This is a genomic window from Sphingomonas sp. NFR15 (genome assembly GCF_900103265.1).
In the GTDB taxonomy this organism is placed as follows: Bacteria; Pseudomonadota; Alphaproteobacteria; order Sphingomonadales; family Sphingomonadaceae; genus Sphingomonas; species Sphingomonas pollutisoli.
This window is the reverse complement of the sequence record NZ_FMWX01000005.1, coordinates 183,647-209,112: the sequence shown is the minus strand read 5'-3', so window position 1 is coordinate 209,112 and position 25,466 is coordinate 183,647. Positions and strand designations below refer to the sequence as shown.

Here is a 25,466-nt window from a genome sequence, read left to right as displayed (position 1 = left end):
CGAAGCACAGATCGGACTCGGGGCCTGTGCTTCGATACGCTACCTCGATACGCCCTGCGGGCTACTCGGCAGCTACTCAGCACGAACGGAGCGACTTGAGTCAAAGCCGGCAGGAAGCCGGTCAGGCCGGCTTGCGGAACACCGGGTTGCGATACAGCGTCGTGCCGAGCTTGCCATTCCGCGGATACAGCGCGCGATGCACGCGGTTGGACTGGTTGCCGCCCAGCACGAGCAATTTCGCGCCCTGATCGTCGAGCAGATACGAGACGTGGCCGAGCGTCTTGCCCCCGACGATACGCTCCCACACCACGACGCTGCCCCGGCCGGGCGTCGGATTCTCGACGCCCCACCCTCGCCAATCGAGCGCCCAGGCCGAGTCGGTGCCTTTCTCGCCCGCGCTCACCATGCACCAGTTGACGAAGGCCGAGCACCAGGCGGTATCGTCATCATTGCGTTGCGCCGCGCTCAAGCCCTTACAGGTCGCGAGATATTCGACGATGCGGGGATTGCTGCCGGGATTATATTCGGCGACGCCGGCATCCTCCTCGCGCAAGGCGAGCGAAAGCCAGAGCGGATCGCCTTCGGCGGCGGTCTCGGTCGCCGCGCCGACCAGCAGCGCGCTCCGGTCGCTGCCGTCGGGCAGAACGATCTGCTGGCCGGAGCGAATCAGGTTGGGATTGGTGATCTGCGGGTTCAGGGCGAGCACGTCCTTGGCCGATACCTTCAACCCGTGCGCGATGGCTCCGATCGTATCTCCGGGCCGCACGGTGTAGATCTTCTTCATGAGACTTGCCCCCAAGCCGGCGATCCTTCCTGGCACCAGACTATATGGCGCTCCCGGCGTGCTCTAGGATAAAACCGACTTGCGGCGGCGGTGAGCGTTGCCCGGGCCTTCAGGCCGAGGTTGACGCTCAGCGTTCACACCACGTAGATATCCGCTCCGGCGGCCCAAGCACGGGCCGCCGTTTTTGTTTCTGCTAGGAGCGCGTCATCATGCCGATCACCCCACTCATGCCAGTGTACCCGCGCTGCGGCGTGCGCCCGGTGCGAGGCGAGGGCTGCTATCTGATCGGCGAGCAGGGCGAGCGGTATCTCGATTTCGCCGCGGGCATCGCGGTCAACGCGCTCGGCCACGGGCACCCGCATCTGGTCAAGGCGATCGCCGATCAGGCGGCGACGCTGATGCACGTCTCTAACCTCTACGGCAGCCCGCAGGGCGAACATCTCGCTCAGCGCATCGTCGACAACAGCTTCGCCGACACCGTGTTCTTCACCAATTCGGGCACCGAGGCGGTCGAATGCGCGATCAAGACCGCGCGCCGCTATCACTTCGTCAACGGCAACCCCGAGCGCACCACGCTCATCACCTTCAACAACGCCTTCCACGGGCGGACGATGGGGGCGATCAGCGCGACCAACCAGCCGAAGATGCGCGACGGGTTCGAGCCGTTGCTGCCGGGCTTCGCTTATGCGCCGTTCAACGATCTCGCCGCCGCGCTCGCGCTGATCGACGAGACCACCGCCGGCTTCATGGTCGAGACGATCCAGGGCGAAGGCGGCGTGTCTGCGGGCACGCCCGAGTTCATCCGGGGCCTGCGCGAGGCGTGCGACAAACACGGGCTGCTGCTGGTGCTCGACGAGGTGCAGTGCGGCTATGGGCGCACCGGCAAGATGTGGGCCTATGAGCATTACGGCATCACCCCCGATATCATGTCGGTCGCCAAGGGGATCGGCGGCGGCTTCCCGCTCGGCGCGTGCCTCGCCACCGAGGAGGCTGCGAAGGGCATGGTGTTCGGCACGCATGGCTCGACCTATGGCGGCAATCCGCTGGCGATGGCTGCGGGCGAAGCGGTGCTCGATGTGATGCTCGAGCCGGGCTTCCTCGAGAATGTCACGGCGATGGGCGAGCGGCTCCGCGGTGCGCTCGAACAGATGATCCCCAACCACGACAGCGTGTTCGACAGCGTGCGCGGCAAGGGGCTGATGCTCGGTATCAAGCTGAAGGACACGGCTGTGGCGCGCGATTTCGTCGCGCATGCCCGCGACGCGCACGGGCTGCTCACCGTGTCGGCGGGCGAGAATGTCGTACGCGTGCTGCCGCCGCTGGTGATCGAGGAGCATCACATCGCCGAGGCGATCGAGAAATTGAGCGAGGCGGCGCGGACCTACGCGCCGGTCGCGGCGTGATCTCCCTCTCCCCTTGGGAGAGGGAAGGGGCCCGCACGGCGCAGCCGTGTGGGAAGGGTGAGGGCGAGGTTCGCGCTATCACCCTCACCCTTCCGTCGCTTCGCGCCTCCAGCATCGGGTGGACAGCGCCCCGCGCTGTCCAGGCCATGCCAGGGGCATGGCCGACCCGATGCTCTCTCCCAAAGGGAGAGGGAAAGTGACTCGCCACTTCCTCAACCTCTCCGATGCCGGCGCGGACGGGATCGCGGCGATGCTGGCCGATGCGCTCGATCGCAAAGCGGCGCGGGGCGGCTGGCCCAAGGGCAAGGCCGATGCCGATGCGCCGCTCGCCGGGCACACGCTGGCCATGGTGTTCGAGAAGAACTCGACCCGCACACGCGTCAGCTTCGACATGGCGATCCGCCAGCTCGGCGGGTCGTCGATCGTGCTCGACGCGGGGACGACCCAGCTCGGACGCGGCGAGACGGTGGCGGATACCGCGCGCGTGCTGTCGGGCTATTGCGACGCGATCATGCTGCGCACCGACGACCACGACAAGGTCGAGGAGATGGCGCGCCATGCGAGCGTGCCGGTCATCAACGGCCTCACCGATGCGTCGCATCCGTGCCAGATCATGGCCGATCTGCTGACCATCCTGGAGAGCGGCAAGGCGCTGCCCGGCCTCAAGGTCGCGTGGCTGGGCGACGGCAACAACGTGCTCGCCTCGATCATCGAGGCGGCCGGGCTGATGCGGTTCGATGTGGTGGCGGCGTGCCCGCAAGGCTTCATGCCGCCCGAAAGCGACCTCGCGCTCGGCAAGGGCCGGGCGCGTGTGGTCGGCGATCCGCGCGAGGCGGTCGAGGGCGCGGACATCATCGTCACCGACACGTGGATCTCGATGGGACAGGCACACGCCGAGACCAAGCTCGCCGCGATGATGCCGTTCCAGGTGACGGAAGCGCTGATGGCGCGCGCCAAGCCCGACGCCAGGTTCCTCCACTGCCTGCCCGCGCACCGCGGCGAGGAAGTGACCGACGCGGTGATCGACGGGCCGCAATCCTTGATCTGGCCCGAGGCGGAGAACCGGCTGCACGCGCAGAAATCGGTGCTGCGCTGGTGCTTCGGGCAGATCGGTTGATCCGGCCGGCGCGCTTCCCCACATAGCCGTCTCTCATCGCACCCTGCCCCGTCACCCCAGCGCAAGCCAAGGTCTCGCGGACGTCCGGAGCGACCTTGCCGCGAAAGACCCCAGCTTTCGCTGGGGTGACGATTGTGGCTGGGGTGCTGAAAGACGTTGATGCCTGACACCTCCCCCGATCTCGATCTCGCGCTCGGTTTCACCATTCCCGGCCGCCACGCGCGCGGGCGGATCGTCCGGCTCGGCCCGGTGATCGACCGTATCCTCTCCGCGCACGCCTATCCCGCTCCGATCGAGGCGTTGCTCGCGGAAGCGCTGACGCTGACGGCGCTGATCGGCTCGACGCTGAAGGACGCGGGTGGCCAGCTCACGCTGCAGGCGCAGACCGAGACCGGCATCGTCAGCCTGCTGGTGTGCGATTATCGCGGCGGCGAGCTGCGCGGCTATGTGCAATATGACGCGGGCCGCCTCGCCGACGCGCCGCTCGCGCCGAGCCTGTTCGCGTTGTTCGGCACCGGCTATCTCGCGATCACCTTCGACCAGGCGACGACGGGCGAGCGCTATCAGGGCATCGTCCCGCTCGACGGCGAATCGATCGCGGACGCGGCGGCGACCTATTTCCTCCAGTCCGAGCAGATTCCGACGCTGATCCGGCTCGGCGTCGCGCCCGGCAACCGTGTGACCGGCGGGCTGTTCCTCCAGCATCTGCCCGAGGGCGAGGAAGGCCGCGAGCGGCTGCACGTGCGGCAGGACCATCCCGAATGGGAGCATGTCGCGCTGCTCGGCCAGACGATGGGCGCGGACGAACTGACCGACACCACGCTGCCGCTGGAGACTCTGGTGTGGCGGCTGTTCAACGAGGAAAGCGAGGTCCGCGTGCTCGCGCGCCAGCCGATCGTGCGCGGATGCCGCTGCTCGCCCGACTATATCGCGCAGGTGCTCGCCAAGTTTTCCGACGAGGACCAGCGCGAAATGGCCGACGAATCGGGGGTGATCACCGTCGATTGCGCGTTCTGCGCGCAGAAGTTCCCGGTATCGGTCGGGAATCGTTGCGATTCCTGAACGACATTGAATCTCGCGACACGATCCCCCACTTTCTGTACCGAGCGGTCACGCTCACGGCGGTGGGGCGTGGACTTGGGGAACCGAAATGATGCGGCGTTGGCGGATGATATGCGCGGGTGTGGCCGCGCTGGCAGGAACAGGCGCCATCACGGCGGCGGTGCCCGATCCGGGCGCGTCGGTCGCGTTGTCGCGGATCGAGCGCGGGCAGTATGAGATCAAGGTGGTCGGTTCGGAGGCGCCCGGGCGGTCGGTGTGCATCGCCGATGCGGCGATGCTGCTCCAGATGCAGCATCCCGGCGCCGCCTGCACGCGGCTGGTGATGGCTGACAGCCCCGACAGCACGACGGTCAACTACACCTGTTCGAGCGGCGGGCATGGGCGCACCGTGGTGACGATCACCACGCCCAGATCGTTCGATATTGATACACAGGGCATCGCCAGCGGCGCACCTTTCGACTTGAATTATCAGGGACGTCGTGTCGGCCCTTGCCCGGCACGCTCCACCGCATCGCGTTAACCCTTTGCGAAGACGGTGTGATTAAGGTGATTCGAGTGTGCTTTGGCATGCTTTTTCCCAATTGCCCGGTAACGGGCGACCGCTGGGCCGCCCAAGGGCGGCCCGTTTTTCCACAGCGGATTGCGCGGGATGCCCCCCGCCCCTAGACATGGGACGATCATGACACGCGGCAACACCCTGGCGGTCGCCCTGATTTCGGGCGGCCTCGATTCGATGGTTTCGGCGGCGCGCGCGCGCGAAGACGGGCACCGGCTGCTCGCGCTCTCGATCGATTACAACCAGCGGCACCAGATCGAACTGGCGGCGGCGCGGCGGATCGCGGCCATGCTCGGCGCGGAACGCCATGTCGTGCTGCCGCTCGATCTGTCGGCGTTCGGCGGATCGGCGCTGACCGCCGATATCGCGGTGCCCAAGGATGGCGTCGGCGACGGCATACCCGTCACCTACGTGCCGGCGCGCAACACGATCTTCCTCAGCCTCGCGCTCGGCTGGGCCGAGGCGGCGGGCGCGCGCGACCTGTATATCGGCGTCAACGCGCTCGATTATTCGGGCTATCCCGATTGCCGGCCCGAGTTCATCGCCGCGTTCGAGGACATGGCCGAGGTCGCGACCAAGGCCGGCGTCCAGGGCGAGCGCTTCCGCGTCCGCGCGCCGCTCCAGCATATGACCAAGGCCGACATCGTGCGCGAGGCGGCGCGGCTCGGACTCGACGCGGGGATGAGCTGGTCGTGCTACGATCCCGCGCCCGGCGGGGTGCATTGCGGCCAGTGCGATAGCTGCCGGCTGCGCGCCAAGGGATTCGCCGAGGCGGGGTTGCCCGACCCCACCGTTTACGCGATCTGATGTCCTACGCGGTCAAGGAGATGTTCCTCACGCTGCAAGGCGAGGGGGTGAATGCGGGCGCCCGCGCGGTGTTCGTGCGGTTCGCCGGGTGCAACCTCTGGTCGGGGCGCGAGGAGGATCGCGGCACTGCGGTGTGTCGGTTTTGCGATACCGATTTCGTCGGGATCAACGGGCTGGGCGGTGGGCGCTTCGCCGATGCGGGCGCGCTCGCGGCGGCGGTGGCGCGCTTCTGGGGCGACGGCCGCGAGTCGCGCTTCGTCGTGCTGACCGGCGGCGAGCCGATGTTGCAGGTGGACGACGCTCTGGTCGACGCGCTGCACGCGGCGGACTTCCGAATCGCAATCGAGACCAACGGCACCCTGCCCGTCCACCCCGGCATCGACTGGGTGTGCGTCAGCCCCAAGGCGGGCAGCGTGGTGGTGCAGCGCTCCGGCGACGAACTAAAACTGGTGTGGCCGCAGGCGGGCAGCGACCCCGAAGCGCTGGAACGCTGGGATTTCGCCAACTTCCTCGTCCAACCGATGGATGATGCGACGGCGGTCGACAATCAGGCGGCCGCGATCGCGCTGGCGATGGCGCGACCCAAGTGGCGGCTGAGCCTGCAAACGCACAAGTTTCTGGGATTGCGGTGATTTCCTTCTCCCCTCCCTGGAAGGGAGGGGTTGGGGGTGGGTTGGCCCGAGAGGGAACGGCGCGCGTGCCACAAGCCTACCGACCCCCGGCCCCTCCCTTTCAGGGAGGAGAGCAGGTGGGGCGAACTCTTGCGCTTGCGAAATCACTCAATATCTTTGCACTGATCGTTCTACTCGATCGGTCAGAACGAACTTCCCAATTTCCCGTGGGCGGGCGATTCGCCTATATCCGCCTCGTCCACTGCAAAGGAGAAAATTGCATGTCGATCATCGGCAAGACGATCAAACCGTTCACCGCGACCGCGTATAAGGAAGGCAAGTTCGTCGACGTCACCGATGCGGACGTCAAGGGCAAGTGGTCAGTATTCTTCTTCTACCCTGCGGACTTCACCTTCGTTTGCCCGACCGAACTCGAAGACCTCGCCGATATCTACCCGACGCTGCAGAAGATGGGTGTCGAAGTGTATTCGGTCTCGACCGACACGCATTTCAGCCATAAGGCATGGCACGACACCTCGCCGGCGATCAGCAAGATCAACTATTACATGCTGGGCGACCAGAACCACGTGATCTCGAACAATTTCGACATCCTGCGTGAAGGCGTCGGCCTCGCCGATCGCGGCACCTTCGTCGCCGATCCGGACGGCGTGGTGCAGCTCGTCGAGATCACGCCCGAGGGCGTGGGCCGCAACGCCGTCGAACTGCTGCGCAAGATCAAGGCCGCGCAATATTGGGCGTCGCACCCCGGCGAAGTGTGCCCGGCCAAGTGGGAAGAGGGTGAGACCACGCTCGCCCCGTCGCTCGATCTCGTCGGCAAGATCTAACCGATAGCCCCTGGGGTCGCACGTGGCCCGGGGTGGATGACCGTCCGCCCCGGGCCATTTGTCTTTAAGTAGAACCGCATGTCCGTTCGTCCCGCGCGCAGCCGAGGGACATCAAATCTCCCAGTGTCTCGACTTCGCTCGACACGAACGGGGTAGCGGTACTCATCCAATGAGGAGTTTCACCCATGCTCGACGCAAATCTGACGCAGCAGCTCAAGGCCTATCTCGTCAACATCAAGCAGCCGATCGAGCTGGTCGCCTCGCTCGGCGACGATGCCAAGTCGCGCGAGATGGGCGAGCTTCTGAACGAGATCGCCGCGCTCTCCGACAAGATCGCGGTCGTCGACGGCATCGACGCGCGCAAGCCCAGCTTCATGATCCGCCGCGTCGGCACCGATATCGGCGTGCGCTTCGCCGGCCTGCCGATGGGGCATGAGTTCACCAGCCTCGTGCTCGCGCTGCTGCAGGTCGGCGGGCATCCGTCGAAGGCGGCGGCCGAGCTGATCGAACAGGTCAAGAATCTCGACGGCGATTTCAGCTTCGAGACCTATTTTTCGCTGACCTGTCAGAACTGCCCGGACGTCGTGCAGGCGCTCAACCTGATGGCGGTGCTCAACCCGCGCATCAAGCACACCGCGATCGACGGCGCGCTGTTCCAGGCCGAGGTCGAAGAGCGCAAGGTGATGGCGGTGCCGACCGTGTTCCTGAACGGCGAACCGTTCGCGAGCGGCCGCATGGAGCTCGAACAGATCGTCGCCAAGATCGATACCGCCGCGGAAAGCCGCGCCGCCGAGAAGATCAAGGGCAAGGCGCCGTTCGACGTGCTCATCATCGGCGGCGGCCCCGCCGGTGCCGCCGCCGCGATCTACACCGCGCGCAAGGGCATCCGCACGGGCATCGCCGCCGAGCGGTTCGGCGGGCAGGTGCTCGACACGATGGCGATCGAGAATTTCGCCTCGGTGCCGCACACCGAAGGGCCGAAGTTCGCCGCCGATCTCGAACGCCACGTGCGCGACTATGATGTCGACATCATGAACCTGCAGCGCGCCGAGAAGGTGATCCCGGCGAGCGAGGCCGGCGGTCTCCACGAGGTGCGTCTCGCCAACGGCGCGAGCCTCAGGACGCGCACGTTGATCCTCTCGACCGGCGCGCGCTGGCGGCAGATGAACGTGCCCGGCGAGGACACGTACAAGAACAAGGGTGTCGCTTATTGCCCGCATTGCGACGGCCCGCTCTACAAGGGCAAGCGCGTCGCGGTGATCGGCGGCGGCAATTCGGGCGTCGAGGCCGCGATCGACCTCGCCGGCATCGTCGCGCACGTCACGCTGATCGAATATGACAGCGATCTGCGCGCCGACGCGGTGCTCCAGCGCAAGCTCGCCAGCCTGCCCAACGTCAAGATCATCACCTCGGCGCTCACCACCGAGGTGCTCGGCGACGGCGAGAAGGTGTCGGGGCTGATCTACAAGGATCGCAACCACGACACGCATCACGAGATCGAACTGGAGGGGATCTTCGTCCAGATCGGGCTGGTGCCGAACACCGAGTTCCTGCGCGACACCGTCGCCTTGTCGCCGCGCGGCGAGATCGAGGTCGATCATCGCGGCGAGACCTCGCGCCCCGGCATCTTCGCCGCCGGCGACGCGACGACGGTGCCGTACAAGCAGATCGTGATCGCGGCGGGTGACGGCGCGAAGGCGGCGCTGAGCGCGTTCGATTATCTGATCCGCAACGAGCCGGTCGATGCGGCGGAACAGGAACTGGTCGCGGCGTAAAGACGCTGCGTTCCCCGCACGGGCGGGGGTCTGGAGCCGCGGGCTTCTTGCCTGCGGCCCTGGACTCCCGCTTCCGCTGGGGTGACGGTGTCGCGAAGCGTCGCCCCGGCGCAGGCCGGGGCCGGTGCGTAATCTGGCGGCGAGTCGCCCCCACCCAGCGGCCCCGGCCTGCGCCGGGGGCGACGGACATTATGGAGCACTGCACTGGCCGCCACCTATCTCCCCACGCTGAAACAGCTCCAGTATCTGGTCGCGCTTCAGGACAGCGGCCATTTCGGGCGCGCGGCGGATGCGTGTTTCGTCACGCAATCAACGCTCTCTGCGGGAATACGCGAGCTTGAGACGCTGATCGGCGTGGTGCTGGTCGAGCGGACGCGGCGCGTGGTGCGTTTCACGCCGCTCGGCGACCGTATCGCCGAGAAGGCGCGGCGCGTGCTGCGCGAGGCGGAGGAACTGGGCGACATGGCGCGCGCCGCCGGGCGGCCGCTGTCGGGCGACATGCGGATGAGCGTGATCCCGACGATCGCGCCGTTCATGCTGCCGCGTATCCTGCCCCGGCTGCGCCGCGACTATCCCGAACTGCGGCTATTCCTGCGCGAAGAGGCGAGCGGCCCGGCGTGCGAAAGCCTGAGCCAGGGCCGCGCCGACTGCGTGCTGCTCGCGCTGCCCTATGCGTGCGGCGAGGTGACGTCGCAGGTGCTGTTCGAGGACCGGCTGTTCCTCGCCGGGCCAGAAGCGGAGATCGGCGCGGGCGGCGCGAGCGTCAGCGCCGACGCGATCGACGAGACGCGGCTGCTGCTGCTGGAGGACGGGCATTGCCTCAAGGACCATGCGCTCGCCGCATGCAACCGCCCCGAGCTGCGCGCCGAGGCGACGATGCTCGGCACGTCGCTCCATACGATCGTGCAGATGGTCGACAACGGCCTGGGTGTGACGATGCTGCCCGAAATGGCGCTCAACGCGGGCATTCTCGACCATACGCACCTCGTCGCGCGGCCGCTGTCGGCGGCGAATCCGTCGCGCAAGATCGCGCTCGTGTGGCGGCGCGCATCCCCGCGCGAGAAGGATTTCCAGTTGCTCGCCGACGCTCTGACCGAGGTACATTAAAGAGGCGGACGAAACCATTTCGGTCCTGATCCGTATTTCCACGGAGCGCCCGCGTCGGCGCCACCCGTAACGCTTGGAGAATTCGATGATCCGCACCACCACTGCTTCGCTCGCCGCGATCGCCGCGCTGATGGTCGCCACGAGCGGCTCCGCCCAGACGGCGGGCCAGACCATGCCGCAGACCGGCACGGCCCAGCCCGGAACGGCACAGCCCGGCACTGCCCAGCCCGGCACCGCAACGCCGGGGGCGCCGGCGACGGGCGCGGCGCCCGCCGATCAGGCCGCGGCCCCCAACCCGACCGTCGGCGGCGCGGCGATGGACGCGAGCAAGCCGATTCCGGTCAACGCGGCGGCGGCCCCCACCCTGTCGACTCTGGTGAAGGCGGTGACCGCCGCCGGGCTCGTCCCCACGCTCTCGGGCCCAGGGCCGTTCACCGTGTTCGCGCCGACCGACGATGCGTTCGGGCGGCTCGCGCCTGGGACGGTCGATACTTTGCTCAAGCCCGCCAACAAGGCGACGCTGACCAAGGTGCTGACCTATCACGTCGTTCCCGGCAAGATCACGATCGCTCAGTTGCAGGCACAGGCCACCGCCGCCGGCGGCAGCACCACGCTGACCACGGTCGAGGGCGAGCCGCTCAAGGTGACGGTCAACAACAACGTGATCGAACTGTCCGACGTCAACGGCAACAAGAGCTATATCTCGACCGGTGACGTGATGCAGTCGAACGGCGTGGTGCATGTCGTCAACGGCGTGCTGCTGCCGAAGCTGGGCTAACGCGCAACTGCCTTTCGTGCTGAGCGAAGTCGAAGCACGTGCCACTGGCGGTATCGCTTGCGGCACGCTCTTCGACAAGTTCAGGGCGAACGGCGGTAGATTTTAAGCCCGTACCCCGTTCGTGTCGAGCGAAGTCGAGACACCTGTCACTCCGGGCTGTCCCTCGACTGCGCTCGGGACGAACGGGTGTGTTTAGGGCCGCCACCGCGCAGCGGCGGCGTCGTCGCTGTCGCGTGGTTCCACCCAGCGCTCGGCGCCGGCGAGGGTTTCCTTTTTCCAGAACGGCGCGTCGGTCTTGAGCCGGTCGATCAGGAAGGCGCAGGCCTCCAGCGCGGCGGCGCGGTGGCGGGCGGCGGTGGCGACGAACACCACCGTGTCACCGGGGACCATCCGCCCGACGCGGTGCGTGATCCGCGCCGCACTCAGCGCCCAGCGCGCGGCCGCCGCCTCGGCGAGCGCCACCAGAGCCGCCTCGGTCGCGCCGGGATAATGTTCGAGCGTCAGCGCCGTGACGCCGTCGTCGGCGCGGACCAGCCCGGCGAAGGTGGCGATGCCCCCTGCCCCATCCACCGCGATCGCGGCATATTCCGCGCCGATGTCGATCGGTGTGGGATCGACCATGACCGCAATCATCCGCCCGTCACCGGCGGGAAGATCGCGACTTCGCGCGGCCGGCCGAGCGGCGCGTCGAGCGCGACGAAATTCTGGTCGAGCGCCGCGCGCAACCGGGTGGGATCGGCGAAGGCTTCGGCGTGGCCGGGGCTGCGCCCCGCGAGCCACGCGACCAGATCGGCCACGGTCGCGAGGCCGGCGGGAAGATCGAGCGTCTCGGCGCCGGTGCCGATCTTCTCGCGCACCCAGGCGAAATAGAGGATCTCGGTCGTCATCAGTCCATGTGCTTCAGGCCGACGCGGAGATAATCCCAGCCGGTGACGAGGGTGAGCGCGGCCGCACCCCACAAAGCGACGAGGCTGATCGTCTGCAGCCACGGCCACCCCGGCAAAGCCCCGGCGAGGATCAGCCCGCCGAGCGCGACGAGTTGCAGCGTCGTCTTCCACTTGGCGAGCCGCGATACCGGCACCGAGACCTGCAGTTGCGCGAGGAATTCGCGCAAGCCCGATACCGCGATCTCGCGCAGCAGGATGACGAGCCCGGCGATCAGGTTCACCCCGGCGATATCGTGATCGGCGACGAGCAGCAGCACCACCGCCGCGACCATGATCTTGTCCGCGATCGGATCGAGGAAGATGCCGAGCTTCGAGACCGTGCCTTGCGCGCGGGCGAGATAGCCGTCGAAATAATCGGTGATGCCCATCAGGCAATAGAGCGCGAAGCCGATCGCGTAACCGGTCGCCCAGGCCGGCCACCACAGCGCCCAGACGAGCAACGGCACCGCGACGATTCGCGACAAGGTGAGCAGGTTCGGCAGGGTCAGCATCGGTGCCGCTCTACCCTCCTCACCCTCTCAGCGAAAGCCGTGGATGACAAGTAGGTTGCCGCTCCCTTGCCGCCTCGTCTATGCGTTGCCATCTTTTCGCCATTCACTGACCACGGACCCTAACATGCTCAACGCGCTCGGCTTGCTGAAAGAGCGCCGGTTCCTGCCGCTTTTCACGACGCAGTTTCTGGGAGCATTCAACGACAATCTGTTCAAGACGGCGATGGTGCTGTTCGCCACCTATCAGATTTTCCACAATCCATCGGGCGAGCAGAATTTCAACGCGCTCGCCACCGCGATCGGCATCATCCCGTTCTTTCTGCTGTCGGCGCTGTCGGGGCAATTGGCGGATACGCACGACAAGGCGAGCATCATCCGCATCGTCAAGACCGCGGAGGTCGGCATCATGCTGCTCGGCGCGGGCGGCCTCTTGGTGGCGAGTTCGGGGCTGACCACGCTCGGGCTGGTCATGATGCTGTCGGCGGTGCTGTGCCTGGGCGTGCATTCGGCATTCTTCGGGCCGATCAAATATGCGATCCTGCCGCAGCATCTCGAGGATGACGAGGTGCTCGGCGGCACCGGACTCGTCGAGGCGGCGACCTATCTCGCGATCCTGATGGGCACGGTCGCGGCCGGGCTGCTGTCGGTGCGCGGCACCGCGATCACGGTGTTGGTGGTGGCCGCGATCGGCTGGCTGATGGCGCTGCTGGTGCCGCCCGCGCCGCGCATGGGGCCGAAGCTGACGGTCAACTTCAACCCGTTCACCTCGTCGTGGCGGCTCATCAACGCGACGATGCACATCCCGCGGCTGTTCCTCGCGATCTGCGCGATCAGCTTCTTCTGGACGATGGGCGCGGTGCTCATCATCATCTTTCCGCCGCTGGTGAAGAACGTGCTGACCGCCGACAAGCAGGTCTCGACCTTCGTGATCGCGCTGTTCTCGGTCGGCGTGGCGATCGGTTCGGTGGCGATCAACGCGCTGCTGCGCGGGCATACCAGCGCCAAGTTCGGCCCGTTCTGCGTGCTCGCGATGGGCGCGTGCATCGTCGTCTTTTCGCTGCTGACGCGCACCTTCCCGCATGCGCCGGCGGGCACGCTGTATGATCTGACGACGTTCCTCGAAATCCCCCACGGCGTGCTGATCGTCGTCGTGCTGATGGCGGTGGCGGTGACCGGCGGGATGTTCGTGGTGCCGCTCTACGCGTTCCTGACGACGACCGTGACCAAGGACCAGACCGCGCGGACCGTGGCGGCGAACAACGTCGTCAATTCGGGCGCGATGGTGGTCGGCGCGGTGATGGTGCAGGGGCTGGCGTCGGCCGGCGTGACGCCAGAGGACATGCTGTTCGTGGTGGCCGCGATGTCGCCGGTGTCGGCCTGGCTCGCGCAGAAGCTGCATCTGGCCTGCGATTGACGGGGTTCTGACAAGCCCGCCTCAACAGCGGCGCTTCAGAAAATCAGCGTGTAGAAGCAGATGAAGAAGGCGGTGAAGCTCAGCACGAAGAGCTTGATGTCATCGTCCTCGCCGCGATCGGCGCGGGACGCGTGCGCCCGCGCGACCGATTGGCGGAACGGGTGACGCGGCACCCTGGCGACGCTGCGGTGACGACTCCTCATGGCACGAGGTTAACGCGCGGCTTACGATCTCAGCCATCACATTTGTAAGGTTAACGCCCGTCCCGTTTCGGGGCAGACCCGGCAGTTAGGCCGTCGCCTCGTGCGGCGTCGCCTCGAGCATGTCGGTGAAGCGGCGGCGCCACCAGAACACGTCCTGCTGTTCGATCGTGTCCATCATCGCGCGCCAGCGCTTCACCCGTTCCTCCAGCGGCATCGCCAGCGCGGTGGCGATCGCATCGGAGACTTCCTCGGGGCTGTGGGGGTTGACGAGCAAAGCATCGGTCAGTTGCTCGGCCGCGCCGGCGAAGCGCGACAGGATCAACACGCCGGGATCGGCCTGGTCCTGCGCGGCGACATATTCCTTGGCGACGAGGTTCATGCCATCGCGCAGCGGCGTGACCAGCGCCACCCGCGCGGCCCGGTACATGCCGGCGAGCTGCTCGCGTGGATAGCCTTTGTTCACGTAGCGGATCGGCACCCATTCCACGTTGGAGAACTCGCCGTTGATCCGCCCCGACAGCGAATCGAGCGTCGCGCGGATTTCCTGGTAGCTCTGCACCTCCCCGCGCGAGGGCGGCGCGATCTGCAGCAGAAACACCTCGCCCTGCTGGTCCGGGTTGGCCGACAAGAAGCGCTCATAGCCCAGGAAGCGCTCCTGCAGGCCCTTCGAATAATCGAGCCGATCAACCCCGATCATCATCGTGCGGCCGTCCGCGCTCTCGCGCATCCGGGCGAACCGCTCGCGGGCGGTCTCGCTGGTGGCGCTCGCGCGGAAATCGGCGGTGTCGATGCCGATCGGATCGGCGATCAGGCGGACGCTGTGCCCCTCATAGGTCATCACGCCGGCATCATCGATCTCGGCCTCGAACTGCGAGCGCGCATAATCCCGGAACGCATCGAGCGAGTCCTCGGTCTGGAAGCCGATCACGTCATAGGCGAAAAGGGATTCGACCAGTTCGCGGTGGCTCGGCAGCGACATCAGCAGCCGCGTCGGCGGCCAGGGGATGTGGAGGAAGAAGCCAATCCTGTTCTCGCAGCCGCGCTTGCGCAGTTCGCGCCCGAGCGGGATGAGGTGGTAATCGTTGACCCAGACGAGATCCTCCTCCTCGATCAGCGGCACCACCGTCTCGGCGAAGCGCGCGTTGACGCGCTCATACCCGCCGGCGAAGCCGCGCTCATATTCGGCGAGATCGATCCGGTAGTGGAACAGCGGCCACAGCGTGCGGTTGGCGAAGCCGTTGTAATATTCGTCGATATCCTGCGCCTCCAGGTCGATCGTCGCGGTGGCAACACCCTGGTTGCGCTGGAAGTTGATGTTGCCGGTGAAGGTCTCGATCTCCTCGCCCGACCAGCCGAACCAGATGCCGTTGCTTTCGCGCAGTGCAGCCGACAGCGCGACCGCGAGGCCGCCCTGCGCGCCGCCGCCGCTGGGCGCGGAGACGCGGTTGGAAATGATGACGAGCCTGCTCATCGTACGGAACTCCAGGGTTTACTGAGCAAGCCGGCGCAATTGATGAGGCCGACCAGCGAATAGGTCTGCGGATAATTGCCCCACAATTCGCCGCTGACCGGATCGATATCCTCGGACAGCAGACCGGCGGCGGTGCAGCGCGACACCATCTCTTCGAACAGCGCGCGCGCATCGGCATCGCGGCCAGTCGCGTGGAGCGCCTCGATCAGCCAGAAGGTGCAGACGTTGAACGCGGTCTCGGGCAGGCCGAAATCATCCTCGGTGTCATAGCGCAGCATGTTCGAGCCGCGCCGCAGCCCGACCTCGACCGCTTCAAGCGTGCTGCGGAACCGCGGATCGTCGGGTGCCAGGAAGCGCAGGTCGAGAAGCTGGATCAGGCTCGCGTCGAGATCGTCGCCGCCAAACGTGGCGGAGAGGCGCCGGGTGTTCTCGCGCCACGCCGCTTTCTCGATCGTGTCGCGCATGATGTTGGCACGGTCGCACCAGAAGGCGCGGCGCTCCTCGAGGCCGAGCGCCCAGGCGGCGTTGGCGAGCCGGTCGCACGCCGCCCAGCACATCGCCGCCGAATAGGTGTGGACGTGGCTGCGCGTGCGCAGTTCCCAAAGCCCCGCATCGGGCTTGTCATAGGCTTCCCAGGCGCGTTCGCCGACCATCTCCAGCGCGCGGAAATCCTCGACCGTGGCGACCCGGAACAACCGCTGGTCGAAGAACGCCTGCGCGTTGCACAGGATGATCTGGCCATAGGCATCGTGCTGGACCTGCTCATAGGCCTGGTTGCCGACCCGCACCGGCCCCATGCCGCGATAGCCATTGAGGCCGGGCGCGACGCGCTCCTCAAGCGTCGCCTCGCCGCCGACCCCGTAGAGCGGCTGGATGTGGCCGCCGCGCGCGCTGTCGACGATGTTGCGGAGATATTCGAGATACCCCTCCAGCACGTCGAGCGCGCCGAGCCTGTTGAGCGCCTGCACCGTGTAATAGGCGTCGCGGATCCAGCAGTAGCGATAATCCCAGTTGCGCTCGCTATTGGCATGTTCGGGGATCGAGGTGGTGAGCGCGGCGACGATCGCGCCGGTTTCCTCGTGCTGACATAGCTTGAGCGTGATCGCCGAGCGGATCACCGCTTCCTGCCATTCGAGCGGCGTGGCGAGACCACGCACCCAATGCCGCCATTCGGCGGCGGTGCGGTCCAGCATCATCTCGATCGTTGCGGAGAGCTCACCGCTGAAACTCTCGTCGGGGCCGAGGAAGAAATAGAGCGGGCGTTCGATGCGGAACAGCCGCTCTTCCTGAATCCAGCCGACCGGCGCGTTGGTGCTCAGCCGCAGCGTCATCGCATTGTTGAGATAGCGGATGTGGTTGGAGCCTTGCGTGCGCTCGGTGTCGGCGCTGCCCCAGTCACGCGCCGGGCGCAGGCGCGTGCGCATCCGCGGGCTGCCCGCCACGGGGCGGACGATGCGAACGAACGCGACCGGGCGATAGGTGCGTCCTTCTCGCACATAGCGAGGGCAGAAATCCGTGACCTCGATCGCGTTGCCCGCGTCATCCTCGTGCCGGGTGACGAGGATCGGCGTGTTGCGCATGTAGCGCTGCGTCGTCTTGGTGCCGTTTTCGAGATCGATTTCCCAGAAGCCGCGCGCGCCCTCCCCGCCCCTCGGCGCGTCATCGAGCAGCGAGCAGAACACCGGATCGCCGTCGACCCGCGGGACGCAGCCCCAGGAGAAACGCCCGGCGCGATCGACCAGCGCGGACACCTGGCAATTGCCGATCGGCCAGAGATCGAGCGTCGCGGTCATGCATGTTCCTCCAAAAGCCACGCCCGCACGGCGGCGGGATCGGGCAAGCCATAATCGGCCGCGCTCGCGCGGGGTTCGCCGACGAGAATGGCGTGCCCGCCCGAATCGCGCGCGGCGACGAACGCGGGTTCGTCGGTGAGATCGTCGCCGATGAAGATCGGCCGGGTTCCGGCCATGTCGGGCCGTTCCATCAGCCGCGCGACCGCGACGCCCTTGTCGCTGCCGGGCACGCGCAGCTCGATCATCATCTTGCCGTGCTGGATCGCGAGATCATGGTGCGCCGCGAGCCGCTCGGCGAGCGAAAGCGCTTCCGCCCCGAAACCCGGCGCGAGCCGGTAATGGAGCGCGACGCCGAAGCTCTTCTCCTCGACGATCACGCCGTCCTGTCCGGCGGCGGCGGCGTGCATCGCCTCGGCGACATGGTCGAGGCTGTCGGGCCGCTCGGGCCGCGCGGTGGCGCCGTGCCAGCGATGCTCGCAGCCGTGGCTGCCCGACAGCGCCAGCGTCCGCGCGACCGGGCCGAGCAGCGCGTCGAGCTGCGCGAGCGAGCGCCCGCTGACGATCGCGACGCGGCCGTCGAGCCGCCGGGCGAGGCCGGCGAGCAGATCGGTGAGGCCGGCATCGACCGAAACGCCGTCGGGGCGATCGGCAAGATCGACCAGAGTGCCGTCGAAATCGAGGAACAGGCTGGCGGACTCGAGCAGAGTCGGCGGCGGCGCGGGCAAGATCACTGCGTCCGTGGCGGCGGACATTCGGTTCTCCTTCGGGATCGGCACGAAACACCCGTTAGCATGTCGTTACGCTGCGGACACGAGGCGCTCCACCCGTTGGACGTGCGAATCGGTCAAAGGGTTCCCCCGGCGCGATGCAAAAGCCGGCGCGGGCGTGCGCTGGCGTCGGCGCGAGGCTTGTCCTATGCCGGCCGCGCCACTCCCCGTCACGCAGAGTAACCTCATGGCGTTAGTCAAGAAATCGACCCTCAGCGCACGCGGCGCGCCGGCGCCGGCTCCGACCACACCGGCGCCTGAGCCGGCCCCGCCGGCGGCCCCGCGCACGCTGACTGGCGCATCGGCAGTGGAGCGGATCGACCGCGCGGCGCAGGATCTCGCCAGCGGCATCGGCGAAGCCGCCGCCGCCGCCGCCGAACTGCAACGCGCGATGGACCAGATCGCGAGCGGCGCCGAAGAGGCCGCCGGGGCCGCGCAGGAATCGCTCGGGCTGATCGGCGCGCTCGCGGGCGGCTTTCGCGACGCGCGCGCGCGCGCCGAGGCGTCGCGTCGCCAGACCGACGCGGTGCAGAGCGCCTTCGTCGAAGTGGGCGCGCAGATCGACGGATCGGTGACCGCGATCGAGCGGAACGCGCGGCGTCAGCTCGCCACGGTCGAGATCATCGGCGCGCTGGAGGATGCGGCGACGCGGATCGACGGCATCGGCGGCGCGATCACCGACATTTCCGACCAGACCAGCCTGCTCGCGCTCAACGCGACGATCGAGGCGGCGCGCGCGAGCGATGACGGCCGGGGCTTCGCGGTCGTCGCCGACGAGGTGCGCGCGCTCGCGGAAACCTCCGAGGCGAGCGCGGGCGAGATGCGGACGCTCGCGGGCGAGGTGACGCTCGCGGTGCGCGACATCGCCGCGCGCGTCCGCTCGGGCGCGGCGCTCGCCGTCGGCGAGGCCGAGACCGGGCGGCAGGTCACCGCACAGCTCGACGAGGCCCGCGGCGACCTCGCGACGCTGGGCGAGGGCGTGCGCGAGATGGTCGATGCGTCGATCGAGGCCGAGGGCGCGCTGGGCGAGGCCGAGCGCGGCTCCGAGCAGGTCGCCAGCGCCGCCGAGCAGCAATCGGCCGCAGCCGCGCAGGCGCAACAGGCGCTCGAACAGCAAAGCGCCGCGCTGGAGGAGAGCCAGCAGACCGCCGAGCAACTGGGCGTCCTGACGCGGGATCTGCGCGCGGACGCGACCGACACGCTCGCGATCGAGCAGGTCGCGAGCGCCGCCGAACAATTGTCCGCGACGGTACAGGAGCTTTCGGGCGCGTCGGGCGAAATCATGGTCGCGATCGAGCAGATCGGGCGCGGGGCGCAGGCGCAGGCGGCGGCGACGCTCCAGTCGAGCACGGCGATGGCGCAGATCGAGAAGACCGCCGACCTGGCCCGCGCCCGCGCACGCGCCGCCCTGGAGCGGATCGTCGCGGTGTCGGAATCGGTGGCCGCAGGGCGCAAGGTGGTCGAGCGGCTGATCGACGGCGTGACCGCCTCGGTCGCCGAGGTGCGCGCGGTGCTCGAGCTGCTCGGCACGCTCGGCGGGACGGCGCGGCGGATCGAGAAGATCACCGACGGGCTCGCGCTCATCGCCGTGCAGACCAGCATGCTCGCGGTGAGCGGCGCGGTCGAGGCGACGCGCGCGGGCGACGCGGGGCGCGGTTTCGCCAACGTCTCGGGCGATATCCGGACATTGTCGCGCGATTCGGCGGCGGCCGGCGATCGCGCCAAGGATGTCGTGCGCGTGATCCAGGATCAGGTCGATGCGGTGCGGCGCGATCTCGATCAGGTCGTCGCAACCGCCGAGACCGAGATGGGGCGCAGCCGCGTCGTGATCGAACGCACGCGCACGATCGCGGACGACCTCGATGCCGCGCGCGCGGCCAACGAAGCGATCCTGACCGGCGCCGAGGCGATCCTGCTGTCGGCGCGCGAAGTGCGCGGCGGCACCGACCAGATCGCGCGGGCCGCCGAGCTTTCCGCCGGCGCCAGCCGCGAGGCGGGCGCGGCGGCGCGCCAGCAGTCGCAAGGTGCCGAGCTGCTCGCGGCGGCGATCGAGGAGATCGCGTCGCTCGCCGCCGCGCTGGTCGATGCGGCCGGATAGCGGATGGCCGGACCAAGCCTGACGTTCCGAGCCGGCGGCGCGCGCTTCGCGGTTCCGGCGGCGAGCGTACGCGAGGTCGCGCGCGTCCCGCGCCTCACGCGGGTGCCGCACGCGCCGCCGAGCCTGATCGGGCTCGGCAACTTCCGGGGCACCGTGCTGCCGGTGCTGTCGCTCGCGGCGTTGCTCGCGCGGCCGCGCGGCGACGAGGCGCACGTCCTGCTGGTCGAGGACGGCGAGCGCGTCGGGATCGCGGTCGATGTGGTCGAGGGGATCGCGCGCGCGGCCGACGCCGCCGAACCCGTGGCGCTGGCGTCGCTGATCGCGGCGGGCTTCGCGCGCGTCGAACGCCGCGCCGGGCGCGCGATCGTGGCGGGCGCACGGACCGCCGGGCGGCGCGACGAGATCCCGCTGCTCGTCTTCGCGGTCGGAGCGCAGGACTTCGCGCTGCCGGTCGGTGCGGTCGAGGCGGTGCTGCGGCTGCCGCGAGACGTTACCGTGCTTCCGCAGGCCGATGCGGCGGTGGTCGGCAGCATGTCGGTGCGGAACCGCCTGCTGCCGCTGCTCTCGCTCGCCGCGCTGCTCGGCCTGGGCGCCACCGCCGCCGGCGCGCGAACGCCGGTGATCGTCGTGCGGATCGGCGCGCACCGCTTCGGCCTCGTCGTCGATGCGATGCGGGCGATCGAGCGCGTGCCCGAAAGCGACCTGGACGCGGTGCCCGCCGTGTTCAACCGGGGCGGGGCGGAAGCGCGTATCCAGGCGATCGGTCGGCTGGATGGCGGGCGGCGGCTGGTCTCGGTGCTCGCCGTGGAGCATCTGCTGAGTGACACGCTGACGGCGCGGCTGTTGCGATCGAGCGGGGAAATGCCGGACGCGGCGCCTGCGACCGACGCGCCGGCCGAGCGATTTCTGGCGTTCCGCGTCGGCGACGGGGCGTTCGGCCTGCCCGTCGCGGCGATCGACGAGGTGGCACCGGTGCCCGATCGGCTGACCCGGCTGCCCAACGCGCCGGCCTTCGTGCAGGGCGTGATGAACCTGCGCGGCGCCGTGGTGCCGGTGGTCGATCAGGTCCGGCGGTTCGACGGAGTGGCGGCGCGGGGCGCCAAGCGGCGGATCATCGTCGTCCGGGCTGGCGCAACGCGGATCGGCTTCATCGTCGATGCCGCGCCCGAGGTGCTGCGCGTGCCGGCATCGGCGTTGTGCGAGGCGCCCGAACTCGGCGGCGCGGAGACCCGGGTGTTCGAGCGGGTCGCGGCCCTTGGCGACGACGCGCGGATCGTCCTGATCCTGTCGCCGCGCGAACTGCTCGACGGCGCCGAGCGGGACATGCTCGCGGCACTTCGGCCGGAAGGCGCGGTGGCGCAATCGTGACCAGAGTGCTGATCGTCGACGATTCGCCGCTGATGCGGCGGCTGCTGGGCGACATCTTCGCGAGCGCCGGCGATTTCGAGGTCGCGGTAGCGCGCTCGGGCGCCGAGGCGCTGGCGCTGCTGGCCGCGTTCGCGCCCGACGTCATCACGCTCGACATCCACATGCCGGAGATGGACGGACTCGCCTGTCTCGACCGGATCATGCTGCTGCGCCCTTGCCCCGTGGTGATGGTCTCGGCGCTGACCGCCGAGGGCGCGAACGAGACGCTGGAGGCGATGGCGCTCGGCGCGGTCGATTTCATCGCCAAGCCACGCGGCGCGATCTCGCTGGAGATCGACGCGCTCGCGCCGGTGCTGGTCGACAAGGTTCGCGCCGCCGCCGGCGCGCGCATCTCGCGCGCGGCGCGGCTGACCGAGCGCGTGCGCGCGCGCGCCGGCGGCACCCGCCAGGCGCCCCCCGCGTCGCACCCGCACGCCGTCCGCACCCGGCCGGTCACGCGCGCCGCCGCGCCCGCCGGGCTGGTGTTGGTCGGCTGCTCGACCGGCGGGCCGCCGGCGCTCGACGCGCTGCTCGGCGGACTGGCGGCGGACTTCCCCTGGCCGGTCGTGGTCGCCCAGCACATGCCCGCGAGCTTCACCGGCGCGCTGGCGCGCCGGCTCGACCGGATCTGCGCGCTCGACGTGATCGAGGTGTCGGGCGCGGTGCCGCTCGAACCGGGGCGCGCCTATATCGGGCGCGGCGATGCCGACGTGATCGTCTCGCGGCGCGGCGGCGCGGTGGTGGCGATGTCCGCGCCGAACGATCCCGCGCGGCTCTGGCACCCGAGCGTCGATCGCCTCGTCGAAAGCGCCGCCGCCGTGCTCGCCCCCGAACGCCTGGTCGGGGTGTTGATGACCGGCATGGGCAATGACGGCGCGACCGCGATGGCCGACCTGCATCGTCGCGGCGGCCACACCATCGCCGAAAGCGCCGAGACGGCGATCGTCTGGGGCATGCCCGGCGCGCTGGTCGCGGCGGGGGGCGCCGGCGAGACCGTACCGCTCGAGCGCATCGCGCCCACGCTGACCGCGCTGTTCGCGGCATGAACGACGCCCCCGTCCCCCTCGCCGGCGCGGATCTCGCCCACACCAGCGCGCTGATCCACCGCTGGACCGGCATGACCTTCGGCGAGACCAAGCGCTATTATATCGAACGCCGCCTCGCAGAACGGATGAAGCGCACCGGGCACGACACCGCGCGCGTGTATCTCGCCTTCGCCGCCGCCGATCCCGGTGAGCGCGAGGCGCTCATCAACGCCTTCACGATCAACGAAACCTATTTCTACCGCGAGGAGCATCATTTCGCGGCGCTCGCCCGGCAGATCCTGCCCGCCGTGGTGGCGGATCGCCGGCCCGGCGACCGCATCCGCATCTGGTCGATGCCGTGCTCGACCGGCGAGGAGGCGTATTCGATCGCGATCTGGCTGCTGGAGAACTGGCGGCTCGTCGATGCCTATAACATCGAGATCGTCGGATCGGACATCGACACGCACGCGCTCGCGCGGGCCCGCGAGGGCCGCTACGCGCCGCGCGCGCTGGCGCGGCTGCCGGCGCCGCTGATCGCCACCTATTTCGAGGCCGAACATCGCCACACGCGCCGCATCATCGCCGATCTGCGCGAATCGGTGCATTTCACCGTCGCCAACCTCGTCGATCGCGCGACGCTGGTCGATCAGGGCATGTTCGACGTGATCCTGTGCCGCAACCTGCTGATCTATTTCGACGACGCGATGCGGGCCATCGCGGCGGACAATCTGTTCGAGCGGCTCAACCCCGGCGGCTATCTCGCGCTGGGGCACAGCGAATCGATGGCGCGCATCTCGGACAGGTTCACCACGACTCGCCTTGACGACGCGATCGTCTATCGTCGGCCGTGATGGACGACCTGCTCGAACACTTCCTGATCGAAGGCCGCGATCTCGTCGCGCAGGGCCAGGCCGATCTCGCGGCACTGGCGCGGAACCCGGCCGACGCGCGCGCGATCGACGGCGCGTTTCGCGCTGTCCACACGCTGAAAGGGTCGGTCGGGCTGTTCGACATGGCGCCCGCCGAAACCCTGCTCCACGCCGCCGAGGACATGCTGGAGCGCGCGCGCAAGGGCGTTTCGGCGCTCGATGCCGATATGGTGGCGCGGCTGGTCGCGACGCTCGACCAGACCGATCGCTGGATCGACGCGCTCGAACGCGGCGAGCCGATCGTGGCCACGGCGCCGCAGGAGACGCCGGGCACCGACACCGCGCCGGAAGCCGAGTGGGCCGGGGCGCTATATGCCACCGCGCGGCTGGCCGGGGACGCCGTGCCGCGCACCGCGTTCCGCTACACACCCGATGCCGATTGTTTCTTTCGCGGCGACGATCCGCTCGCGATCGTCGCCGCGGTGCCCGATCTGCTTGCCCTCACCGCCAGCCCGCTGGCGGGCGCGTGGCCCGCGCTCGACGGTTTCGAGCCGTTCCAGTGCGTCACTCGGCTTGAGGGGCTGAGCGCCGCGCCGGTCGCGGCGGTGCGCGCCGCCTTCCGGCTGGTTTCCGATCAGGTCGAACTTGCCGCCGTCACGCCGCGCGCGGCGTCGGTCACCGCCGCCGAAAGCTCTGCCGCCAGCACGACATCGCTGCGCGTCGATCCCGCGCGGATCGACACGCTGGGGGATGATCTCGGCGAACTGGTGGTGGCCGCCAACGCGCTCGCGCCGCTCGCGGCGCGGCTCGAGCGCATCGATGCCGCCGCCGCGCTGGAGGTGCGTACGGCGCAGGCGCGGATCGGCCGCTCGGTCGCGGCGTTGCTGCGCACCGTGTCGGCGGTGCGGATGGTGCCGCTCGAACCGACCCTGCGTCGCCTGCCCCGGCTGGTCCGCGAGATCGCCGAGCAGCTCGGCAAGACCGTGCGCTTCGACATGCGCGGGCAGGCCACCGAAGTCGATCGGCAGATCGCCGAGGGGCTGTTCGAACCGCTGCTCCACCTCGTCCGCAACGCGATCGACCACGGCATCGAGGCGGCGCCCGCGCGCGCCGCCGCGGGCAAGCCCGCCGAGGGCACGTTGTCGCTCGGCGTCGCGCGCGAGGGCGGACAGGTCATCGTGACGCTCGGCGACGACGGCGCGGGCATCGATCCCGTGCGCATCCGCGCGACGGCGGTCGCGCGCGGGCTGATCGACGCCGAAGCGGCTCAGGCGCTGAGCGACGCGCAGGCGATCCGACTGATCTTCCGGCCCGGTTTCTCGACCGCCGCCGCCGTCACCGGCGTGTCGGGGCGCGGCGTCGGCATGGACGCCGCGCTCGCCGCGATCGAACGGCTGCGCGGCACGATCGAGATCGACAGCGCGCCCGGCGCGGGGACGCGCTTCCGGCTGCGGCTGCCGGCGCACGCCATCACCACGCGCATCCTCGTCGTCGAGGCCGGGGGCGATCGCTACGGCGTCCCGCTCGACCAGATCTTCGAGACGGTGCGCGTCGCCGTGGACGACCTGCGGCCGCTCGGCACCGGCACCGCCGTCGTGCTGCGCGATCGCACCGTGCCGGTGCTCGATCTCGCCACGCTGCTCGGCGGCGGATCGGGCGGCGGCGGCACGCGGCTGCTCGTCACCGAGGCGGACGGTGCCCCGGTGGCCGTCCGCGTCGATGGCTTCGGCGAACGGATCGACACGCTGGTGCGGCCGGCCAGCGGCGTACTCGCGGCGGTGCCCGGCGTCAGCGGCACCACGCTCACCGGCGGCGGCGACGTGCTGCTGGTGCTCGACCTGCCCGAGCTGCTGGCATGAGCGTCCGCGTCGAAGCCGGGGTGATCCACCTCGAAGGCCGTTGCCTGGTCGAGGATGCCGAACCGCTACTGCTCGCGTTGCAGGACGATGCCGACGCGACCGTGTCGCTCGCGGGCGTGACGCGGCTGCACATGGCGGTCGTGCAGGTCTTGCTCGCCGCGAGACCATCGCTGAGCGGCGTCCCAGCCGATCTCGCCGTGGCGCGGTTTCTTCTCGCACCTTGACCTGGATCAGTCCATCCCGTCACGACTTTGCCCTAGACCGGCGCGCTGTATAA

The 25,466-nt window shown here is 68.9% G+C and carries 25 protein-coding genes; 17 read left to right on the top strand and 8 right to left on the bottom strand.

Annotation, left to right across the window (positions count from 1 at the left end):
• Positions 1-121: 121 nt before the first annotated feature.
• Positions 122-784, bottom strand: coding sequence for a C40 family peptidase (locus BLS81_RS13330; RefSeq protein WP_093224547.1), 663 nt, complete (start codon positions 782-784; stop codon positions 122-124).
• Between the two features lie 209 nt (positions 785-993).
• Between BLS81_RS13330 and BLS81_RS13325 the strand changes: the two genes are divergently transcribed.
• From BLS81_RS13325 to BLS81_RS13280, 10 genes are all read left to right on the top strand, one after another.
• Positions 994-2,187, top strand: a complete 1,194-nt coding sequence (locus BLS81_RS13325) for an aspartate aminotransferase family protein (RefSeq protein ID WP_093224545.1) — start codon at positions 994-996, stop codon at positions 2,185-2,187.
• Positions 2,188-2,437: 250 nt separating this feature from the next.
• A complete protein-coding gene (argF, locus tag BLS81_RS13320; RefSeq protein WP_371128285.1) occupies positions 2,438-3,304 on the top strand; it encodes an ornithine carbamoyltransferase in 867 nt (288 codons plus the stop codon).
• 159 nt (positions 3,305-3,463) lie between these two features.
• The gene (locus tag BLS81_RS13315; protein WP_093224544.1) at positions 3,464-4,366 is read left to right on the top strand and encodes an Hsp33 family molecular chaperone HslO; all 903 of its coding nucleotides are present in this window, start codon (positions 3,464-3,466) and stop codon (positions 4,364-4,366) included.
• A gap of 121 nt (positions 4,367-4,487) precedes the next feature.
• The gene (locus BLS81_RS13310) at positions 4,488-4,886 is read left to right on the top strand and encodes a DUF3617 domain-containing protein (RefSeq protein WP_143023360.1); all 399 of its coding nucleotides are present in this window, start codon (positions 4,488-4,490) and stop codon (positions 4,884-4,886) included.
• A gap of 159 nt (positions 4,887-5,045) precedes the next feature.
• Complete coding sequence (queC, locus tag BLS81_RS13305) at positions 5,046-5,729, top strand: 7-cyano-7-deazaguanine synthase QueC (protein WP_093224540.1); 684 nt, start codon at positions 5,046-5,048, stop codon at positions 5,727-5,729.
• Complete coding sequence (gene queE / locus BLS81_RS13300; RefSeq protein WP_093224539.1) at positions 5,729-6,361, top strand: 7-carboxy-7-deazaguanine synthase; 633 nt, start codon at positions 5,729-5,731, stop codon at positions 6,359-6,361. The genes queC and queE overlap by 1 nt, the downstream gene beginning before the upstream one ends.
• 260 nt (positions 6,362-6,621) lie before the next feature.
• Positions 6,622-7,185 (top strand): alkyl hydroperoxide reductase subunit C, encoded by a 564-nt coding sequence (gene ahpC / locus BLS81_RS13295; protein WP_093224537.1) that lies wholly within the window; start codon positions 6,622-6,624, stop codon positions 7,183-7,185.
• 185 nt (positions 7,186-7,370) lie between these two features.
• A complete protein-coding gene (ahpF, locus tag BLS81_RS13290; protein WP_093224536.1) occupies positions 7,371-8,960 on the top strand; it encodes an alkyl hydroperoxide reductase subunit F in 1,590 nt (529 codons plus the stop codon).
• Between the two features lie 204 nt (positions 8,961-9,164).
• Positions 9,165-10,067, top strand: a complete 903-nt coding sequence (locus BLS81_RS13285) for a hydrogen peroxide-inducible genes activator (RefSeq protein WP_093224534.1) — start codon at positions 9,165-9,167, stop codon at positions 10,065-10,067.
• 85 nt (positions 10,068-10,152) lie between these two features.
• Positions 10,153-10,845, top strand: coding sequence for a fasciclin domain-containing protein (locus BLS81_RS13280; protein WP_093224708.1), 693 nt, complete (start codon positions 10,153-10,155; stop codon positions 10,843-10,845).
• Positions 10,846-11,037: 192 nt separating this feature from the next.
• Here BLS81_RS13280 and BLS81_RS13275 read toward each other — a convergent pair whose 3' ends face one another.
• From BLS81_RS13275 to pgsA, 3 genes are read right to left on the bottom strand one after another with little or no spacing between them, the layout of a single operon-like run.
• Complete coding sequence (locus BLS81_RS13275; protein WP_093224533.1) at positions 11,038-11,478, bottom strand: molybdenum cofactor biosynthesis protein MoaE; 441 nt, start codon at positions 11,476-11,478, stop codon at positions 11,038-11,040.
• Entirely contained in the window at positions 11,475-11,732 is a 258-nt protein-coding gene (moaD, locus tag BLS81_RS13270; RefSeq protein ID WP_093224531.1) for a molybdopterin converting factor subunit 1, read from the bottom strand. Before moaD ends, BLS81_RS13275 begins: the two co-directional genes overlap by 4 nt.
• Positions 11,732-12,283 carry a CDP-diacylglycerol--glycerol-3-phosphate 3-phosphatidyltransferase gene (pgsA, locus tag BLS81_RS13265; RefSeq protein WP_093224530.1) on the bottom strand — a complete coding sequence of 184 codons (552 nt, stop codon included), beginning with the start codon at positions 12,281-12,283 and terminating at the stop codon, positions 11,732-11,734. The genes moaD and pgsA overlap by 1 nt, the downstream gene beginning before the upstream one ends.
• Positions 12,284-12,407: 124 nt before the next feature.
• Between pgsA and BLS81_RS13260 the strand changes: the two genes are divergently transcribed.
• The gene (locus tag BLS81_RS13260; RefSeq protein WP_093224528.1) at positions 12,408-13,697 is read left to right on the top strand and encodes an MFS transporter; all 1,290 of its coding nucleotides are present in this window, start codon (positions 12,408-12,410) and stop codon (positions 13,695-13,697) included.
• Positions 13,698-13,732: 35 nt separating this feature from the next.
• Here the strand turns inward: BLS81_RS13260 and BLS81_RS20800 are convergent, their stop codons facing one another.
• From BLS81_RS20800 to otsB, 4 genes are all read right to left on the bottom strand, one after another.
• Complete coding sequence (locus BLS81_RS20800) at positions 13,733-13,900, bottom strand: hypothetical protein (protein ID WP_176787164.1); 168 nt, start codon at positions 13,898-13,900, stop codon at positions 13,733-13,735.
• 85 nt (positions 13,901-13,985) lie between these two features.
• Positions 13,986-15,371 (bottom strand): alpha,alpha-trehalose-phosphate synthase (UDP-forming), encoded by a 1,386-nt coding sequence (gene otsA / locus BLS81_RS13255; RefSeq protein WP_093224527.1) that lies wholly within the window; start codon positions 15,369-15,371, stop codon positions 13,986-13,988.
• Entirely contained in the window at positions 15,368-17,164 is a 1,797-nt protein-coding gene (locus BLS81_RS13250; RefSeq protein WP_093224525.1) for a glycoside hydrolase family 15 protein, read from the bottom strand. The genes otsA and BLS81_RS13250 overlap by 4 nt, the downstream gene beginning before the upstream one ends.
• Positions 17,161-17,916 (bottom strand): trehalose-phosphatase, encoded by a 756-nt coding sequence (otsB, locus tag BLS81_RS13245; protein ID WP_093224524.1) that lies wholly within the window; start codon positions 17,914-17,916, stop codon positions 17,161-17,163. The genes BLS81_RS13250 and otsB overlap by 4 nt, the downstream gene beginning before the upstream one ends.
• 202 nt (positions 17,917-18,118) lie before the next feature.
• On the opposite strand from otsB, the gene BLS81_RS13240 reads away from it, so the two are divergent.
• Genes BLS81_RS13240 through BLS81_RS13215 form a run of 6 tightly spaced genes read left to right on the top strand, consistent with a single transcriptional unit; the run spans position 18,119 to position 25,413 of the window.
• Positions 18,119-20,029, top strand: a complete 1,911-nt coding sequence (locus BLS81_RS13240) for a methyl-accepting chemotaxis protein (protein WP_093224522.1) — start codon at positions 18,119-18,121, stop codon at positions 20,027-20,029.
• Between the two features lie 3 nt (positions 20,030-20,032).
• A complete protein-coding gene (locus BLS81_RS13235) occupies positions 20,033-21,397 on the top strand; it encodes a chemotaxis protein CheW (RefSeq protein ID WP_093224521.1) in 1,365 nt (454 codons plus the stop codon).
• Positions 21,394-22,482 carry a chemotaxis-specific protein-glutamate methyltransferase CheB gene (cheB, locus tag BLS81_RS13230; RefSeq protein WP_093224519.1) on the top strand — a complete coding sequence of 363 codons (1,089 nt, stop codon included), beginning with the start codon at positions 21,394-21,396 and terminating at the stop codon, positions 22,480-22,482. Before BLS81_RS13235 ends, cheB begins: the two co-directional genes overlap by 4 nt.
• On the top strand, positions 22,479-23,312 hold the full coding sequence (locus tag BLS81_RS13225; protein ID WP_093224518.1) for a CheR family methyltransferase: 834 nt from the start codon (positions 22,479-22,481) through the stop codon (positions 23,310-23,312). Before cheB ends, BLS81_RS13225 begins: the two co-directional genes overlap by 4 nt.
• On the top strand, positions 23,312-25,189 hold the full coding sequence (locus tag BLS81_RS13220) for a chemotaxis protein CheA (protein ID WP_093224516.1): 1,878 nt from the start codon (positions 23,312-23,314) through the stop codon (positions 25,187-25,189). Before BLS81_RS13225 ends, BLS81_RS13220 begins: the two co-directional genes overlap by 1 nt.
• Positions 25,186-25,413, top strand: a complete 228-nt coding sequence (locus BLS81_RS13215; protein WP_093224515.1) for a hypothetical protein — start codon at positions 25,186-25,188, stop codon at positions 25,411-25,413. The genes BLS81_RS13220 and BLS81_RS13215 overlap by 4 nt, the downstream gene beginning before the upstream one ends.
• Positions 25,414-25,466 lie beyond the last annotated feature (53 nt).